Origin of the sequence: Streptomyces yerevanensis (genome assembly GCF_000716805.1) — a bacterium.
In the GTDB taxonomy this organism is placed as follows: Bacteria; Actinomycetota; Actinomycetes; order Streptomycetales; family Streptomycetaceae; genus Streptomyces; species Streptomyces flaveus.
On the sequence record NZ_JNWJ01000060.1, the window covers coordinates 37,379 to 55,102 of the forward strand.

Consider the following 17,724-nt stretch of genomic DNA (forward strand, 5'->3'; position numbering starts at 1 on the left):
TGGAGGAGAGGCCCATGCCTCGCGCGAACGAGCCAGGACGCACGGTCAGCTCCCGACTGTGGGATCTGCTGTTCGCCTTTGACCCCAACAACACCGAGCTGACCCTCGCCGACCTGGTCCGACGTACCGGCATGCCGCACGCCACCGCCAGGCGCCTCACGCTCGAACTCGTGGAGGCCGGCGCGCTGGAACGCACCAGCGACAACCGGTTCGCGATCGGCCTGCCGCTGTGGCGCCTGGGGACCCTCGCACCGCGCGCCGAGACGCTCCGCAGCGCCGCCCAGCCGTTCGTGGAGGACCTGTACACGGCGCTTCGCCAGCATGTGCAACTGGCCGTCCTCCAGGGCGAGCAGGCCGTGATCATCGAGCGGCTGTCGGCGGTCAACGCCGTCGGTCTGACGTCGCAGGTCGGTGGCCATCTGCCCTTGCACTGCTCAGGTGTCGGCAAGGTACTGCTGAGCCACAGCAGTACGGACTTCATCGATGAGGTGCTGGCGGGAAGGCTGCAGCGCTTCACTCCCAGGACGATCGTGGACCCGGCCGAACTCCGTCGCGAACTGGCGTCCTGTCGCTCGACCGGAACGGTGGTCGTCAAGGAGGAGTTGAGCGAAGGGGCCGAGTCGGTTGCGACGCGCATCGTCGATGGCCGCGGCAAGGTCGTCGCGGCTCTGTCGGTTGTGGTGGCCGCGGGCTCGATCAAACTGCAAGCGGCCGTCCCCTCGCTGGTCGCGAGCGGACTGGGTCTGTCCAGGAGTCTTGGCTGGAGGCCGGGCATTCCCATTCGCACCTCGTGACATTCGCGGGACTTCGCGGGACGAGGAAACCAGCGCGTCATGCCGGCGGCTGCCGCCGGGAGAACCGCATGTGGCCGAGGCGCCGTCCCTCGTCGGTCGAGAACCGCACCCGTGTGTACGCCGTGGCCTGCCGCGACTGCTGCCTCCGAGGAGGAGGAGTCGCGGCAGGCGCTCCGGTTGTCCTGGCCGGCCTGCCACCTGTGTCCCGGTGCCGACCCGTTCGTCGGGCGGTCAGTCGTTGAGGGTGTGCGGGTCGTCGTCGAGATGAGTCTCGCCCACACCACCGCGCGCACCCACGAGAGTGAGTGCCGCCGCCACCAGAGCAGCCACACCACCGAGCACGTATGCGAGGGAGTAACTGCTGCTGAGGGCGTCGAAAGCGATGTCCTTGAGCGGGTTGAAGGGCACGACCTGACCATCCGGCAGTGTGATGCTGGACGGCACCGAGTTGGCTCCGAGCGGGCCCGATTCCACGGCGTGCACCGCCGCCTCGAGCTGCGGTCTCTGCTCCGCGGGAGCATTGGCCGCAGAAGCCTGGAAAGCCTCGTAGGCGTTCCTCAGTTCAGGATCGCCGGCCAGCTTGCCGGCGATCTCGTCGGCGGCCCGGCCCAGTGCGACAGCACCGGCGATCGCGGGGCCGAGGGCGAACCCGAGATCCCGGAACGTGCTCGTGACACCGCTCGCCATACCGGCGAGGTGGTTGGGCAACGTGTTGACCGCGACCGCGCTGATGGAGGCGAAGGCGAGTGCCGAGCCGACGCCGGCGAGAATCAGTGGCCCGACGATGGCGCTTATGGCCCGATCGCTCGTCGGAACGCCGGCGAACCACAGCCCGCTGGCGCCGATGAGGGTCAGGGCTGCGCAGAGAACCCACCGGGGGTTGTAGCGCTCGAGCAGCTTGGACGTGAGAGGCAGCAGTACGAAGCCGATGCCTCCGAAGAAGAGGAACGCGACGGAACTCCGCAGTGGGCTGAATCCCTGGATGGTGGTGAGGCGGATACTGGTGCCGTACATGATCACGAGGAACGCGAACATACCGATCAGGGTGACCACCGAGTTCATGGCGAACGCCCGGTTCCTGAACACACTCAGGAGAAGGAGCGGCGCGGACGCACGGCTCTCGGCGAAGACGAACAGCACGAGCAAGGCGGCCGCGACGATGAACGCGATGACGATCTGCGGGCTCCCCCAGCCACTCTCGGGTCCCTGGATCACGGCGTACATCAGAGCGAACAGGCCGAGCGCGGCAGTGATCTGACCCGGCCAGTCGATGGACCGGCCCTCGGGCGAGGCGGAGTTCTGGGCGCGGGTGAGCGACAGGACCACGCTCACCGCAGCGATGACAAGGACACCGACGAAGGCCCAGCGCCAGTTCCCGTTCCCGGCCCATCCGCTTTCGATCTTGGCGGCGACGCCTGCGAGCAGCGGTCCGAGGAAGCCGCCGACCGAGAGCGCGGTGGCCCAGATCGCCACGCCACGCGCGCGGGTGGCGGTGGTGTGCGTGCCGGCCGCCACCATGGCGAGGCTCGTCGGGAAGATGGCCGCGGCCCCGATGCCGTTGAGGACCTGGGCAAGGATCAGCACCGTCACCCGGGTATCGGTCGAGGATCCCTCAGTCGGCACCAGGACCGCGAGAGTCGAGCCCACGACAATGAGCGCGGCGCCCCCGACGAGCAGGCGCTTACGGCCGAACAGGTCACCGAACACGCCGAAGCCCAGCCCCAACGCGGCGACGGGAAGCATGAAGGCCTCGGTGATCCACGTCAGTTGGGCCGAGGACGGCGCGAGATCCTGCTGGATCAGCCCGTTGATGAGCGAGGGAACGGAAAGGGCTATCTGCGCAAGGCACACGGCGAGAACCACCGCCGTCAGCGTGCCTGAGCTCAGGGTGTATCTGCCACCCTCTCCCTTTGCAGCACTGGGTGAATCGATCTGAACCATGGACGACTCCTTGCGCGCAGAGCGCTGCTGTCGGAACCGGCGCCCGCCGCCGGACCGTGCCAGGGGGTGCTTCTGTCTCGGTCATCCGGCAACACCGCTGCCGAACGCCTCAGGAGCCTTCGCGGAACGTTTCCGCACGGCTCGACCGGACCTGCCTCAGACGCTCGGCGCTGTGGCCGACCCGTCGAGCAGCGACAACGTAGGAGTGACCCCCGTCACGCTCAATGGGCATGTTCATTAGACGAACAGGCCACCACTCGTCAGCAGCCTCGATGCGCAATATCCGTGGGTGACGGCCACAGCGGGGCCGGTCCCACTCGGCTGCCTCGTACGCCTGCTGCGGAGCCGGACGACGGCATCACATTCGGCGGGGAAGAATTGGACCGCTCCTGCGGCGCGGGGCAGGAGAAGACGGTGTACCGCATTGAATCCTCCCCTTCCCTGAAGGGAGGGGATTCCTGGCTCAGGCCACCTCCTGGAGCAGCGCTCCAGGAGGTCTTGTGCCATCGGCACCAGCCGGGTTGAGACCAGCCCGGACGAGTTCACCTGCCCGGAAACTTCGTGGCCCCTCGACCTGTTGACCGGGACGGCCGTGTGTCAGGTAAGGCGCTCGGGGACAGATGCGAGTAGGTCCTCGTATTGGACGAACAAGCGTGGGACAGGGGTTCCGGTAGGGGCGTGAGTGTCGGCCTCGGCGAGTGCGGTCCAGCAGGCGGCCGTGAGCCGGCGGGCGTGGGCCCCGGGCCAGGGTTGGGGGAGGAGCTCGGGGGGCAGGAGGGGGTCCGGTTCCATGGCGTGGGTGAAGGCCGCGGCGAGCTGGATGGCCATGGCCAACTGCTCGGGCCCGGTGGGACTGCCTGGCTGCGTGAGCCGGTCGAGGCAGACCTGGGCGAGGCCGGCGAGGCGATCGTGGCGGGCGGCGATGTCGTCCAGGGGCCAGAGGGCGGCGGCCAGGGCGGGCGGGTGATCGAGGCCCCCGACGCGCAGGTCGGTGCTGGTGAGGCAGGTGACCGCGTGGGCGACGTCGAGGTGGCGGGCCTGGGCTTCGACGAGTTCTTCGATGGGGTTCGCACTGACGTAGAGACCGCTTTGGACCGGGGCGGCGCCGAGGTGGCGCAAGGTGTCGCGAAGGGCGTCGCGGGAGGTCCTGCTCGACTCGGGGATGGCGAAGGCGAAGAGGTGCCAGACACCGTCCCAGGCAGCGAGCCCGTGGTCCTGGCGGTAGGCGTGCCGGACGTAGGCGACGTTGGGGGTGATCGAGCCGGTGACGTCGGCGACCGCCTTCAACAGGGCCTTGCGTCCACGGCCTTCGTGGGTGAAGCGGCCCTCGGCGACGAGCCGCTTGATGCAGAGGCGGACCTGCTGGTCGGTCATGCCCAGAAGACCGGCGACAGCGTAGAGCTCACCGGAGTCGACGGTGCCGTCCTCGCGGACCAGGGCGTGGACGAGTAGTCGGGTGGGGACGGGCACAGGGGCGGTGCCGTCCGCGTCGGCCTGCGCGCCCATCGGGGTGTTCGGGAGGGTGCTCATCAAGCCTCCCGGCGGTTCGTCGAGACGGCCGGCGTGACGGGCCGGTGCATGGTCGTGACGGCGCCGAAGCCCATCAGGTTGCGCAGGTACGGGGTCTTCTCGGTGTGTACGGCGATGAACCCGTGCCGTTCGTACAGGGCGCGGGCGCGCGGGTTGACGTCGATGACGTCGAGACGAATACGCCGGCAGGAGTGATCGGCGGCCACGGCCGCGATCTCGCGCAGCAGGAGGCTGCCGATGCCTTTGCCGCGGTGCTCCGGGGCGACGGCGATGCCGTCCATCACGAGTTCGCTGTCGGCGGGACGCCGTTCCATCAGGACGAGAAGAGTCAGGCGGGGTAGTCCACGCAGGGTCCCGTACGTGGACAGGACGTCGCCCGCGCCGCCGCCCATCAGGCCGCGTTCGTTGAGTTGGTAGCCGGCCACCCCCGCCACCTCGCCGTCGACGACGGCGACCACACCCCGGTCGTGGTGGAGATGAGCCGCGAGGAAAGCGCGGGCCTTGTCCGGTGGGTTCAGGGCGGCGCCGAGCTTCCGCCCGAAAGCCTCCCAGTACAGCGCGGCCACACGCGTCTCACTGCCCGGGGGTACGCCCCTGCATACCCCCGGGCCGTCCACGTTCTCCGGCCTGTGTCCCCTCTTCGGGGTGTCCATCGGCTCCATCGACATTCCTTCCGCGCGGCGGGCCGAGACGCCCACCCTTGCACTATCGACCTTACTACGTTCATTCTAGAAACGAACGTATCGATGTTGATAGTTTTCAGGGGGAGAGATGAACCGACGGATGGCGCCGCTTGTGCGGCGTCGCTGGCGCGTCCTCGTGTGGTCGCTGGTCGCCGTACTGCTGGTGGGCGCGGGGATCAGCGGTGTCGCGGTCTGGCAGAACACCTACGCGCTACGGGAGGAGCGCATCACCGTGCGTCATGACGGGCGGCTGATGGACGGCGTGCTGGCGCGGCCGCAGAACGGCGACGGTCCTTTCGGCCTGGTGGTCTTCGTCCACGGCGACGGGCCCGTCGACGCCACGCACGACACCTTCTACCGGCCCCTGTGGGAGTCGTTCGCGAAGGCCGGCTACGCCTCGCTCTCCCTGAGCAAGCCCGGCGTCGGCGCCTCCGAGGGGAACTGGCAGGACCAGAGCATGGACGACCGCGCGGATGAGACCCTCGCCGTGATCACCTGGGCCCGCACGCGTCCCGACATCGATGGCCGGCGCGTCGGCCTGTGGGGGGCCAGCCAGGCCGGGTGGGTGCTGCCCAAAGTCACGGCCCGCGACCGCGCTGTCCAGTTCGTCATCGCGATCTCACCGGCCGTCGACTGGCAACAGCAAGTGCGCTACAACCTCCTCGCCGAACTGCGCAGGGACGGCGCCACCCAGGACGAGACACAAACGGCGCTGCGACGGCGCGAGACGACCCTGCGCCTGCTGCGGCAGGGCGCGGCCTTCGAGCAGTACCGCGCCGCAGTCGCCGACACCGACGGCATGACCGCCGAACGCTGGCGGTTCATCGCCAAGAACTACCGCTCCAACGCGAGCGAGGACCTGCGCGCCATGCGCGGCACACCCACGCTCCTGGTGCTGGCTGGGCACGACATCAACGTCGACGTCGCCGACACCGAGGCCGCCTACCGCCGCATTCTGCCGCCCGCCTCCCTGACGGTGCAGCACTACCCCGACGCCACCCACTCACTGGTCGACAACGCCGTCGAAAACTCCGAGCCGCGCCTCACCCTTACCGCCGTCTTCGCCCCCCGGCGCCTGTACGCCGCCGGATTCCTCGCCCACCAACGCAACTTCGTCCAGCAGATCACCGACCGCAAGGGGACCGAGTGACCACCGCAACCGCCGCGCCTCCGTCCCGGGCGGCCGGCGGACGCCTCGCCCACGTCGACGCCCTGCGCGGCTTCGCGCTGCTGGGCATCCTCATCGTCAACATCGGCTATCTGGCCTCCACCTACCACGGCACGGGCCTGGAGGACCCCGGCTTCGCCTCGCCGCTCGACAACGCGGTCCGATGGTTCGTCGCGGTGTTCTTCGAGGCCAAGTTCTTCCTGTTGTTCTCGTTCCTGTTCGGCTACAGCTTCACCCTCCAACTCTCCTCCGCCGAGCGGCACGGGGCACGCTTCGCCTCCCGCTTCCTGCGGCGCCTGGCCGGCCTGTTCGTCCTGGGCGCCCTGCACGCGGTCCTGCTGTTCCCCGGAGACATCCTCACCACGTACGCGGTGCTCGGCCTGATCCTGCCGGCCGCCCGTCGCCTGCGGCCCCGTACCGCCGTGTGCACCGCCGCCACCCTCTTCGTCCTCACTGCCGCCGCGTACGTCGTGCTCGCGCTCTCCGCCCACGCGGCGGGCGGCTCCGGAGTGGACCCGGCCACGGCGGCTGGTGCCGAGCGGGCCGCCGAGGCGCTGCGCGGCGGCCCGGCATCAGTGGTCGCCGCCCACCTGGAGCAGCTGCCCGACGTGCTGATCCTGCTCGTCTTCTTCCAGGCCCCGGCCGCCCTGGCAGCCTTCCTTCTCGGCCTCGCCGCAGGAAGGCACCAGGCCCTCGGGGACATCGCCCGCCATCGCAGGACGCTGGGCATGCTCCAGTGGACGGGCTTCACGCTGGGGCTGCTCGGCGGTGTCGTCTACGCCCACGCGAGTCTGGAGCACCCGGGCGGCGCGTACCAGATCCTCGCACTGGGCATCGACGTCGTCACCGCCCCGCTGCTGGCCGCCGCCTACGCCGCGACGGTCCTCCGGCTCGCCTGCGGCCGGCACGCGGATCGGCTGATCACGTTGCTCGCCCCGGCGGGCCGCATGACCCTGACCAACTACCTCACCCAGTCCCTCGTCTGCGCCCTGTTGTTCACCGGCTACGGCGCAGCCCTGATCGGCGATGTGCCTCCCTTGGGCGTCCTGGCCATCGCCCTCGTGCTCTTCACCGCGCAGGCCGTCGCGAGCCGCTGGTGGCTGCGCCGGTACCACTACGGCCCGCTGGAATGGCTGCTGCGCGCCTGGACCACCCTGACCTGGCCGCCCCTCCGTCAAGGCGAGGCCGCCCCGCGCTGACCGCTACCCCGACAGAGTCAATGTCGGAACCGGCGATCTGTGACGTTCTGTAACGGATGGGCTTGTGAGGTGCCGGAACTCGGAGCGTCAGGACGCGCCGACCCCGTGGAGCGATAGACATTTTGCGGCTCCTTCCCCGCTCTCGGCTTCGCTCGAGCGGGGGCCCATGAGCGGGGACCCCCGTCGTGGGCGCGACCAGCCACACACAACCCGCATCCGACAACGAACCCAGCGTCGGGAGGGGTCCCCGTAGGGACGGCCTACCGTGCTCGTCGACGTCGAGGACGGAGGTGGGCGACGGTGATCTCCTCGGAAGCGGACACCGGCAAGAAAGTGGACTGGTGAGCGGTGAGGGGACGGACATGCCCGCACGAGTGAAGCGCGGCGCGGCGATGGTGGTCGTGTCCGAGCCCGCGTCCCCGAGCCCGTCCCCGACCGGCCCGCTGCCCAAGGCCAAGGACGGCAAGGACACCGGAGCCTGCAAGGACGGGAACTGCGAAATCCTTGTCACCGAGCCGGTGGACGTCGTGATCGGCGACGGGTTTCTGCACGTGAGCGTGGAGGTATCCACAGTCACCCTCATGCGCTTCGATTCCTCGGATTTCCTGGGCTTTGTGAGCTTCGGCGGCGGCGGGGAAGCCACGTTCTCCACAGCGGGCGGCAAGGAGACCACCGTCGACGCCACCGTGGTCGACAAGGATGGCGCCGTACTGAAGTTCAGTACGAAATAGCTCCGCAGGAGGAGAAGGAGGCTGAAGCTTCCCTTGGACTGGACACCAAGAGTTTCTGATTCACTCCCCGCGCGGACAGGGTCAGCGCCAGGGGGAAACCTCACATGTTGCTGGTGGAGTCCGCACCGTAAGCGCGGGGCTGCCCGAACGCGTACGGCAGTGGGAGTACCCGCACCCACCCCGAGCCGACCCTGAGATGTCCCCCATCTCCCCCTGAGGTGTGTCAGGAATCTTTGACAGGTCCCCGAAGCGCCTGTCAGCCTTTCCTGACAGGTACGACGGAAAGGGGCCGCGATGCCCGAGGTCCCGCCTCCGGCACCGACGGGCGACGAGTTGCTGAAGGTGCTCTCCGCGCTCGGCAATCCGCACCGGATGCGGATCGTCGCGGCGCTCGTGGAGAGCCGGAACTACGTCAGCGCGCTCGCCCGTGAGATCGGCATGGGCCGCCCGCTGCTGCACATGCACCTGCAGCGCCTGGAGGCGGCCGGACTGGTCGTCGGCACGCTCGAACTCGCGGAGGACGGCAAGACGATGAAGTACTTCGAAGTCACCCCCTTCTTCTACGAGTTGACACCCCACGCCATCGCACGGGCGGCCGCGACGATCACCGAGACCACTGACCGGACCGCGAAAGAGGAAGCGAAGTGAATGAGGAACTGGTGACGTTCGCCGCCGGGGAGAGCGAGTGGGGGGTTCTGGTCGGCGCCGTCGGCGCGGCCGGGCTCTTTACCCTGCTCATCGTGATCGTCTGGCAGGTCGCCGCCACTTGGCGGGCCCGGATGCTGGCCGCACGTGAAGAGCAGTACAAGGAACTCGCGACAAAGTACGCCCGACTCCTCGAAGACACCGTGGAGTTGCAGCGCCGCACCGTCGATGAGCAGCGGCAGACCCTGGACGAGCTGACGCAGACCCGGCTGTCGGTGAACTCGATGGAGAAGATGATGCGCGAGATCGAATAACACCCGCTGTTCACGTGCGGCCGGGAGCTGCAACTCCCGGCCGCACCAAGGAAGAACACACCTCAGACACACATCCCGTACGCCACGGCAGGTCGTCACACCCTCTGCGCCGTGGTGCGGGCCCCGTGCGTTTTTGTGCCGGTCACCGACCGGCGGCGCGCTCCCTATCCCAAGGAGATTACTCATGCGTGCGCTGCTTCAGCGTGTCGCCCGTGCGCCCGGCGGGCGGCGCGGCAAATGGCTCGTCCTGGCCGCCTGGCTGATCATGGCCGTCGCACTCGGCCCACTGGCCGGAAAGCTGGGCGATGTCGAGGACTCGAGTGCCAACGCCTTCCTGCCGCGCGGCGCCGAGTCCGCGCAGGTCAACACGGAGCTGGAGAAGTTCCGTACCGACCCGGTCATGCCCGCCGTCATCGTCTACACCGGCGACGGAGCGGACGCGAAGGCGGCCGCCGACCGGACCGCCTTCGCGGAGTTCGTCCCCACGGGCGAGGAGGTCTCGCGGCCGGTCCCGTCCGAGGACGGTCAGGCGCTGATGACCGTGGTCCCGCTCGACAGTGAGGACGACATCACCGGGAAGATCGACGAGCTGCGCGAGATCGCCGGCTCCAACGCGCCGCCCGGCGTGGAAGTCGAGGTCGGCGGTCCCGCCGGAGCCCTCACCGACTCGGTGGCGGTCTTCGGCAGCCTCGACTCGACGCTGCTGCTCGCCACCGGCCTGGTGGTGGCCGCCCTCCTGCTGATCACCTACCGCAGCCCCTTCCTGTGGCTCCTGCCCCTGCTCTCGGTCGGCTTCGCGGCCGTCCTCACCCAGGTCACCACCTACCTGCTGGCCAAGCACGCCGGTCTGCCCGTGGACCCGCAGAGCGCGGGCGTGCTGATGGTGCTCGTCTTCGGCGTCGGCACCGACTACGCCCTGCTGCTCATCGCCCGCTACCGCGAGGAACTGCACCGCCACGTCGACCGGCATCAGGCGATGCGGATCGCGCTGCGCCGCTCGGGCCCGGCGATCCTGGCCTCCGCCGCCACCATCGCCGTCGGTCTGGTCTGCCTGGCCTTCGCCGACATCAACTCCTCGCGCTCGCTGGGGCTGGTCGGCGCGGTCGGCGTCGTGTGCGGCTTCCTCGCGATGGTCACGGTGCTTCCGGCGCTGCTCGTCATCGCGGGCCGCTGGGTCTTCTGGCCCTTCGTCCCGCACCACGGCACGCCCGCCCGCAAGCCGCACACCGTCTGGTCCCGCATCGGCGCCGCCGTCGCACTGCGCCCCCGCTGGTCGTGGATGACGTCCGTCGCCACCACCGGCGTCCTCGCCCTCAGCGCGGCCGGCATCTCCATGGGCCTGACCCAGGCCGAGATGTTCCAGGACAAGCCCGAGTCGGTCATCGCCCAGGAGACGATCTCAGCGCACTACCCTTCCGGGGCATCCGACCCCGCGAAGATCGTCACCAGCACCGGCAGGGCGGCCGAGGTCCGCACGGCCGCCTCCGCCGTGGACGGCGTCGCCCGTGTCGAGGACGGCGGTGACCGCACACCGGACGGTGAACTCACCACGATCTCCGTGGTGTTGGAGGACGCCCCGGACAGCCAGGCGGCCAAGGACACGATCGACAAGCTCCGTGAAACCGTGAATCCGATGGACGCCCTCGTCGGCGGGACCACCGCCGAGAGCCTCGACACCCAGCGAGCGGCCGACCGCGACCTGACCACGGTCATCCCGATCGTGCTGCTGGTCGTCCTTGCCGTCCTGGTCTGGCTGCTGCGGGCGCTGGTCGCCCCGCTGCTGCTCCTGGCCACCGTGGTGCTTTCGTACTTCGCGGCGCTCGGCGCGTCGAACCTGATCTTCGAGCACGTCCTGGGCTTCGCGGGCGTCGACTGGTCGATCCCGCTCATGGGCTTCGTGTTCCTGGTCGCCCTCGGCATCGACTACAACATCTTCCTCATGCACCGCGTGAAGGAGGAGGCCGCTCGTCTCGGCCATGCCCGCGGCGTCCTGGAGGGCCTGACCAGCACTGGAGGCGTCATCACCTCCGCGGGCATCGTCCTCGCCGCCACCTTCGCGGTCTTCGCCGGGCTGCCGCTGGTGACCATGGCTCAGATGGGAGTCCTCGTCGGCGTCGGAGTCCTGCTGGACACCTTCCTCGTCCGAACGGTTCTGGTTCCCGCCCTCGCCCTCGACCTCGGTCGCTGGTTCTGGTGGCCCGGCAGCCTCTTCCACCGCCTGGCCCGCGACGAACCGAACGCATCGGCAAGCCCTTCAGCCGGCGCACCCACCCCGGCCCGCGATCCGGCCTGATACGGGGCGACGCTGACGCGGGTTCCTTCACCCGCGTCAGCGGCCGTTCAGCGCACCACCAAGCGGATCAGGCCATCCGCGGCACTTGACCTGCACGCAAGCGACCTGACGCACCATCAGGAACGAGTGTCGGATGAGCGTCACACATGTTCGCGTGCCGACAGGGCTCTTCGGCATGATGAGGGAGGTGCCGCTGGCACCTTTCGGGAGGGAGCGGGCATGGCGGAGAGTCCGGCAGCGGGGCGGAAGGACGGCCCGGCGGCACCTCAGTTGCGGTTGGACGAGCTGCTGGAGGGGCTGCAGGCACAGGTGGCGCAGGTGCGCGCGACCCGGGACCGGGTGCACACGCTGCTGGACGCGGTCCTCGCGATCGGCTCCGACCTGGATCTCGATGTGGTGCTGCGGCGGATCACCGAGTCCGCGGTGGCCGTGGTGGACGCCGAGTACGGGGCGCTGGGGGTGCTGGGCGAGGAAGGCCGGATCAAGCAGTTCATCACCGTCGGTGTGGACGAGGACACCATCAAGGCGATCGGCCACTATCCCGAGGGCGAGGGCATCCTGGGGCTGCTGATCCGGGAGCCGGAGCCACTGCGCCTCGCCGACCTCGGCACGCATCCCGAGTCGGTGGGCTTTCCCGAGGGGCATCCGCCGATGACCACGTTCCTGGGGGCTCCGGTGCGCGTACGCGACCGGGTCTTCGGAAACCTGTACCTGACCGACAAGCGCGGCGGGGCACAGTTCGACGACGAGGACGAGGCGGTGCTGCGCACGCTCGCGGCGGCGGCCGGCGTGGCCATCGACAACGCCCGGCTGTACGAGGACACGCGCCGCCGGGAGCGGTGGCTGGCGGCGAGCAGCGAGCTGACCCGCAGCCTGCTGTCGGGCACCGACCCGGATCAGGTACTGCACCAGATCGCCGCCACCGTGAGGTCCCTGTCAGGGGCCGATCTGGTGACGGTGGCGGTGCCGATCGACGGCGGCGACGAGCTGGTGATCGAGGCGGCCGAGGGGGAGGGCGCCGAGCGGGTGCGCGGTCTTGTGCTGCCGGCCACCACGCTGGCCGCGAAGGTGTACCACTCGAACGAGCGGATCAGCAGCAGCGCACTGTCCCAGGAGCCGCAGGAAGGCGGCGGCTCCGCGGCTCTTCTGGAACTGGGGGCCGGGTTTCTGCTCCCGCTGGGCGGGCGTGAGCACGCCCGCGCGGTTCTGCAGGTCGCCAATCTGCCCGGCGGCGAGAATTTCTCCGACGCCACCATGACCATGATCGGCGGCTTCGCCGACCAGGCCGCGCTCGCCCTGGAGATCGCCGAGCACCGGCGCGAGGCCGAGCATCTCCTGGTCCTGACCGACCGCGACCGCATCGCGCGCGACCTGCACGACCTGGCGATCCAGCGGCTGTTCGCCTCCGGGCTGACGCTGAACTCCGTACTGGGTCGGATCTCCGACCGGCCCGAGGCGGCCGAGCGCGTCCAGCGGGTGGTCGACGACCTCGACGACACCATCAAGACGGTACGGACGACGATCTACGCACTGCGCGAGCGCGACCGCTCCGAGGGGCGCGGGGGACTGCGAGCGAAGCTGCTGTCCGAGACCGACCAGGCCGCCGCCGTGCTCGGCTTCAGCCCCGCCCTGCGCATGACCGGCCTGCTGGACACCGACGTACCCGCAGGGCACGCCGAGCACCTGCTGGCGGTGCTGCGCGAGACGCTGTCGAACGCCGCCCGGCATGCGCACGCCACCGCCGTCGAGGTCACCGCCGAGACGGACGGCAGCCGACTGCGCCTGCGCGTGTCCGACAACGGACGCGGCATCGACCCCGCCGTAACCCGCCGCAGCGGCCTGGACAACCTCCACCGCCGCGCGACCGACCTGGGCGGCAGTCTCACGCTCACACCGAACGAGCCCACCGGCACCGTCGTGGAATGGACGGTGCCCCTCCCCGCGGAGGCGGAGGCGGAGGCGTAACTCGCTTGCCAGATCCGGCTGTTCAGGACCCCACGGGGTCCCAGCCGCGCCGCGGGGCGCGCGGGTACCGCGTTGCCCGCGCGGCTCCCGCGAATCAACGGCTGTGATCGGCCGTCCTCGCGTCCCAAGGGGGCCAAGGGGGTAGGGCCGGTCGGCCCTACCCCCTCACCGCGACCGCGGAGACCATGGACGGATGTTCCAGAACGACACCTTTCGCGCACTCGACCGGCAGGAGAGCCTGCGCCTGCTCGCCAAGGTGCCGGTCGGCCGCGTGGTCTACACCCGGCAGGCTCTGCCCGCGGTCCTGCCCATCAACTTCTCCCTGGACACGGACGCCTCCGTCCTGCTGCGCACCTCGCCGGACTCGGACCTCGTACGCGCCATCGACGGCGTCGTGGTCGCCTTCGAGGTGGACGAGTTCGACGCGGCGACCCGGTCCGGCTGGAGCGTGGTCGTCACCGGCCGGGCCACCGTGGTGACCGACCCGGCCGAGCACGAGCGGCTGTCGCAGGCCGGTCCCACGTCCTGGATGCCCCTGCGGGACCCGGTGTTCGTACGGATCGAGTCCGAGATGGTCACCGGACGCGAACTCAGGGGAACACACGGCACGCAGTGAGGCGCAGTCCGCAGCGGGCCGCTGGGTTGTGGCCGGCCGCCCGGCACGTGACCGCGTCACGGATGGTAGATGTCCCAGGTCGTCGACCTGGTGGGTGAGGGGTCGGCCGTCGGCCGGTTCGTGGTGCATGCGGTGGGGTCCTGCGGCGGGAGCAACCGGTGGGCGCCGATCCGCTCCGTCCCGAACCGCACGTCCATGTCCCCGGCGATGGCCAAGTCCCGTGTCGTCCACGGCAGTTCCGGACCACTCAGGGGCGCGCCCGCGTACGCCGCAACAAGGACCCGGGTGCAGATGCCGTCCTGTCCGGCGGGAAGGCCCCTGGGGAACCCGACGGTACGGGTCCTGCTGCCGTCCGTGGACAGTCCGTAGCGCATGACGGACGACGTCTCCGTCCCCGTCTCCGTCCCCGTCGTCCTGGCCGAGAGGGTCCAGAACTCGACGTGCACACCGAGCGGTTGGCACAGCACCCGGACATCACCCGCGTGCTGTGCGCGGACGACGACCGAAGCGTCCTCGTACGACGGGCCTGCCCCGTCGGCCGTCCCGCGGAAGGCCACCGCGGTCCGCAGCCATGCGGCCTGTTCCCGTCCCGACCAGTGGCCGTCGTCGCGGCAGTCGCCGGCCTGCGCGTCCGCGGACGCCTTCGAGCAGCCGGCCGCGAGCAGCGCGAGAGCCGCCGCGCACGCCGTCAGGGCTCCGTGGCGGAGGCGGGTCTGGGTGCTGTGCATGGTCTCCCTCGATCGGAACAGGGCGGGCCGCGGACATCACGCGGCTCGGGCGGCGAGCAGTCTGCTCACGCCTCGCCCGCGGCGGGGGCCTCGATGGCCCGCTGTGTCCGTCCCGTGATCAAGGAGACGAGCATGCGCCCCGCGGAGGGCGCGCCGTCCGTCTCGTACCAAAGGTCCCGCAGGGCTCGCCGGGAGACGGTTTGCCGGCCAGCTGCCTGGATTTCGGCGATTCGTAGCCGAATTTCCCAAACAGTTGAGCGCTTGTCGTCCTTTCTTCACGATTTGGCTGTCAAGTGCCCGACGGTGAGGCCTCGGGCCTCAGCGCTGCAGAAGCGAGTCCAGCATGGTGCGTGTCCGTGCGTCCCTGTCCCAGCTGCCCGCCTACGTCCCGGGCCGCAAACTGCCCGGGGCCGTCGTGCTGGCCAGCAACGAATCCCCGCACGGCTTGCTGCCGGGAGTGGCCGCGACCCTCGCGGAGGCCGCCGGCGGTGTGTCGCGGTACCCCGATCTGCACGCCGCCCCGCTCGTCGAGGCCCTGGCCGCGCACCACGGGGTCGAACCGGACCGGATCGCGGTGGGCGCCGGTTCCTCCGAGGTGTGCGGGCAGTTGCTGCACACCGTCGTGGGACCCGGTGACGAGGTCGTCTTCGGCTGGCGGTCGTTCGAGGCGTACCCGATCCTCACCGCCGTAGCGGGCGGTACGGCGGTGCGGGTGCCCCTGCGCGACCACGCTCTCGACCTCGACGCCATGGCCGCGGCGATCACCGCCCGGACCCGGCTGGTCTTCGTGTGCAACCCCAACAATCCGACCTCCACGGCGGTCGGCACGCGGGCCCTGACCGACTTCGCGGACCGGGTGCCGCGGGACGTGCTGATCGTCGTCGACGAGGCGTACCGGGAGTACACCGATCCCGCCCGGGTCCCCGACGGCCTCGCCCTCCTCGGCGACCGGCCGAACGTGGCGGTGCTGCGGACCTTCTCGAAGGCGTACGGCCTGGCTGGGCTGCGTGTCGGCTACTGCGTCGCGCCGCCCGGCATCGCCGCGCACGTGCGCCGGACGCAGGTGCCGTTCAGCGTCAGCGCCCTCGCCCAGCGGGCCGCCGTCGTCGCCCTCGGCGAAGGCGCGGAAGTCGCCCGGCGGGCCGCCCTCACGGTCGCCGAACGCGACCGGGTCACCGAGCGGTTGCGGGCGCTCGGCCACGATGTGCCCGACTCCCAGTCCAACTTCGTCTGGCTGCCGCTCGGCGGCGACAGCGGGGACTTCGCCCTGCACTGCGCGGACGGGAAGGTCATGGTCCGCCCGTTCCTCGGCGAGGGCGTCCGGGTCACGATCGGGCTGCCCGAGGAGAACGACGCCCTCCTCGCGCTCGCGGCGAGCTGGAGAGGCTGACGGCCATGCGCCCCGGTCCCTACGAACGGCACCACGAGCTGCTTCAGAGCATCGTTCGCGCGAGCGCCGCCGGTGAGTGCCGACGCCCCTTCACCGAGACGACCGGCCAGGACGCGGCCGACGCGGGCATGAGGTCGACCCGCACCGCGGGAAAGGTGTTCCGCTCACTGCTGGGACGGACCTTCGCCCTGCCGCAGCCCGGCGAGCTCGGTCTTGTGCGCACGGAGTCGTCGCCGTACGGCGTCGGTCCGGCCATCGCCTACCCGCGCTGCGATCCCGCGGAGCTGGTCGCGGCGGCGGGGTGGGCGGCGGCCGGCTGGCGGGTGGCCGGGCCGTACGAGCGCGCCGGGCTCGCCGTGGAGATCCTGCGCCGGCTCAACACCCGCAGCCACGAACTGGCCCTCGCGGTGCACCACACCACCGGCCAGCCCCTCCAGGCGGCCTTCCGCGCCGCCGGGCCGCGCGCCCAGGACCGTGGCCTTCAGGTGGTGGCCCAGGCCTTCGCCGAGTCGGAACGTGTGCCGGCCGACTCGCACTGGAAAATCACCGGACAGGGCGGGCGGCCGCGCGCTCTGCGGGGCACCTGCACCCTCGTGCCCCGTGGGGTGTCGCTGCTCGTCGGCTGTCCCGACTTCCCGCTCTGGAACGGGTATCCGAGCCTGTTCGCCAGCCTGGTGACCGGCAACCCGGTCGTCGTGGCTCCGCACCCTCGCTCGGTACTGCCGCTGGCGATCACGGTGCGGGTCGCCCGACAGGTGCTCGCGGAGGCCGGTCACTCCCCGGACCTCGTGACCCTGGCCGTGGCGGAACCGGAGCGGCATGTGCACCGGCGGCTGGCCACGGACCCGGCGGTGCGCATCGTCGACTTCACGGGCTCCGCGCGCTTCGCCGACTGGCTGGAACAACACGCCCGCCAAGCCGCCGTGTTCGCCAACCGGACCGGGCTGAACACCGTGGTCGTGGACTCGACCGACGACTACCAGGGCCTGGTACGGGGTCTCGCCCTCTCCTCGTGCCGGTGCAACGGCACGGTGCGCACCACACCGCAGAACATCCTGGTACCGGAGCGGGGCTTCAGCACCGACGAGGGACACAAGACGCTGCGGGACCTCGGGGCCGACCTCGACGAAGCCGTGGACCGGCTGCTCGGGCACCCCGCCCGCGCGGCGAGACTGCTGGGCGCGATCACCGCCGACGAGGTGTCCAGCGCTCTGACGGAGGCCGCGCGGTGCGGCCCGGTCCTGCACGCGTCCGGTCCCGTGGCCCATCCCGACCACCCGTACGCCGATCTGCGCAGTCCGCTGCTGGTGCGGCTGCGCGCCTCGGACGAGCGGGTCTACACGCGCGAGTGGCCCGGGCCGGTGACCTTCCTGGTGGGCACCGACTCGACCTCGCACAGCCTGGCGCTCCTGCGCCGTACGGTGGCGCGGCACAGCGCGCTCTACGTCTCGGTGCACTCCACCGACCCGCTGGTGCTGGCGGCGGCCGAGACGGCGGCGCTGGACGCCGGGGTGCATCTCGTGGAGAACCTCGACGACCTGCCCGCCGACCCGTCCTCCGCCCTCGCCGAACTGCCGGGCGCGGACGCCCACTTCGTCACGGGACGGTTCCGCGTGGTGCGCTCCCGGCGGCGCGCACCGGCGGCGGCTCCCGTCCCGGTACCTGACCGGCCGGCGGTCGCCGCGGGGAGCCCTGCCGCCACCGCCGCGCTGATCGACGTATGACCG

At 70.5% G+C, this 17,724-nt stretch carries 15 protein-coding genes; 11 read left to right on the forward strand and 4 right to left on the reverse strand.

Annotated features, from left to right (window positions below; genetic code table 11):
* Window positions 1-14: 14 nt before the first annotated feature.
* Window positions 15-794, forward strand: coding sequence for an IclR family transcriptional regulator (locus tag OP79_RS39550; protein ID WP_033327590.1), 780 nt, complete (start codon window positions 15-17; stop codon window positions 792-794).
* Window positions 795-1,025: 231 nt separating this feature from the next.
* Here the strand turns inward: OP79_RS39550 and OP79_RS39555 are convergent, their stop codons facing one another.
* From OP79_RS39555 to OP79_RS39565, 3 genes are all read right to left on the reverse strand, one after another.
* A complete protein-coding gene (locus OP79_RS39555) occupies window positions 1,026-2,735 on the reverse strand; it encodes an MFS transporter (RefSeq protein WP_033327591.1) in 1,710 nt (569 codons plus the stop codon).
* A gap of 597 nt (window positions 2,736-3,332) precedes the next feature.
* Complete coding sequence (locus OP79_RS39560) at window positions 3,333-4,265, reverse strand: PaaX family transcriptional regulator C-terminal domain-containing protein (RefSeq protein ID WP_033327593.1); 933 nt, start codon at window positions 4,263-4,265, stop codon at window positions 3,333-3,335.
* The gene (locus tag OP79_RS39565; protein WP_245685606.1) at window positions 4,265-4,927 is read right to left on the reverse strand and encodes a GNAT family N-acetyltransferase; all 663 of its coding nucleotides are present in this window, start codon (window positions 4,925-4,927) and stop codon (window positions 4,265-4,267) included. Before OP79_RS39565 ends, OP79_RS39560 begins: the two co-directional genes overlap by 1 nt.
* Before the next feature lie 109 nt (window positions 4,928-5,036).
* Between OP79_RS39565 and OP79_RS39570 the strand changes: the two genes are divergently transcribed.
* From OP79_RS39570 to OP79_RS39605, 8 genes are all read left to right on the forward strand, one after another.
* Window positions 5,037-6,098, forward strand: a complete 1,062-nt coding sequence (locus OP79_RS39570; protein ID WP_106972596.1) for an alpha/beta hydrolase family protein — start codon at window positions 5,037-5,039, stop codon at window positions 6,096-6,098.
* Window positions 6,095-7,315 (forward strand): DUF418 domain-containing protein, encoded by a 1,221-nt coding sequence (locus OP79_RS39575; protein WP_033327595.1) that lies wholly within the window; start codon window positions 6,095-6,097, stop codon window positions 7,313-7,315. The genes OP79_RS39570 and OP79_RS39575 overlap by 4 nt, the downstream gene beginning before the upstream one ends.
* A gap of 362 nt (window positions 7,316-7,677) precedes the next feature.
* Window positions 7,678-8,046 (forward strand): hypothetical protein, encoded by a 369-nt coding sequence (locus tag OP79_RS39580; protein ID WP_157857441.1) that lies wholly within the window; start codon window positions 7,678-7,680, stop codon window positions 8,044-8,046.
* A gap of 294 nt (window positions 8,047-8,340) precedes the next feature.
* Window positions 8,341-8,694 (forward strand): ArsR/SmtB family transcription factor, encoded by a 354-nt coding sequence (locus OP79_RS39585; RefSeq protein ID WP_033327598.1) that lies wholly within the window; start codon window positions 8,341-8,343, stop codon window positions 8,692-8,694.
* The gene (locus OP79_RS39590) at window positions 8,691-9,005 is read left to right on the forward strand and encodes a hypothetical protein (protein WP_033327599.1); all 315 of its coding nucleotides are present in this window, start codon (window positions 8,691-8,693) and stop codon (window positions 9,003-9,005) included. The genes OP79_RS39585 and OP79_RS39590 overlap by 4 nt, the downstream gene beginning before the upstream one ends.
* 184 nt (window positions 9,006-9,189) lie before the next feature.
* Window positions 9,190-11,298, forward strand: a complete 2,109-nt coding sequence (locus OP79_RS39595) for an MMPL family transporter (RefSeq protein ID WP_033327601.1) — start codon at window positions 9,190-9,192, stop codon at window positions 11,296-11,298.
* Window positions 11,299-11,517: 219 nt separating this feature from the next.
* On the forward strand, window positions 11,518-13,263 hold the full coding sequence (locus OP79_RS39600) for a sensor histidine kinase (RefSeq protein WP_033327602.1): 1,746 nt from the start codon (window positions 11,518-11,520) through the stop codon (window positions 13,261-13,263).
* A gap of 193 nt (window positions 13,264-13,456) precedes the next feature.
* The gene (locus tag OP79_RS39605) at window positions 13,457-13,879 is read left to right on the forward strand and encodes a pyridoxamine 5'-phosphate oxidase family protein (RefSeq protein ID WP_033327603.1); all 423 of its coding nucleotides are present in this window, start codon (window positions 13,457-13,459) and stop codon (window positions 13,877-13,879) included.
* 56 nt (window positions 13,880-13,935) lie between these two features.
* On the opposite strand, the gene OP79_RS39610 is transcribed toward OP79_RS39605, so the two are convergent.
* A complete protein-coding gene (locus tag OP79_RS39610; protein ID WP_033327605.1) occupies window positions 13,936-14,607 on the reverse strand; it encodes a hypothetical protein in 672 nt (223 codons plus the stop codon).
* Window positions 14,608-14,950: 343 nt separating this feature from the next.
* On the opposite strand from OP79_RS39610, the gene OP79_RS39615 reads away from it, so the two are divergent.
* Window positions 14,951-15,997, forward strand: a complete 1,047-nt coding sequence (locus OP79_RS39615; protein ID WP_033327606.1) for a histidinol-phosphate transaminase — start codon at window positions 14,951-14,953, stop codon at window positions 15,995-15,997.
* A gap of 5 nt (window positions 15,998-16,002) precedes the next feature.
* A complete protein-coding gene (locus OP79_RS39620) occupies window positions 16,003-17,721 on the forward strand; it encodes an aldehyde dehydrogenase family protein (protein WP_245685607.1) in 1,719 nt (572 codons plus the stop codon).
* Window positions 17,722-17,724: the final 3 nt, after the last annotated feature.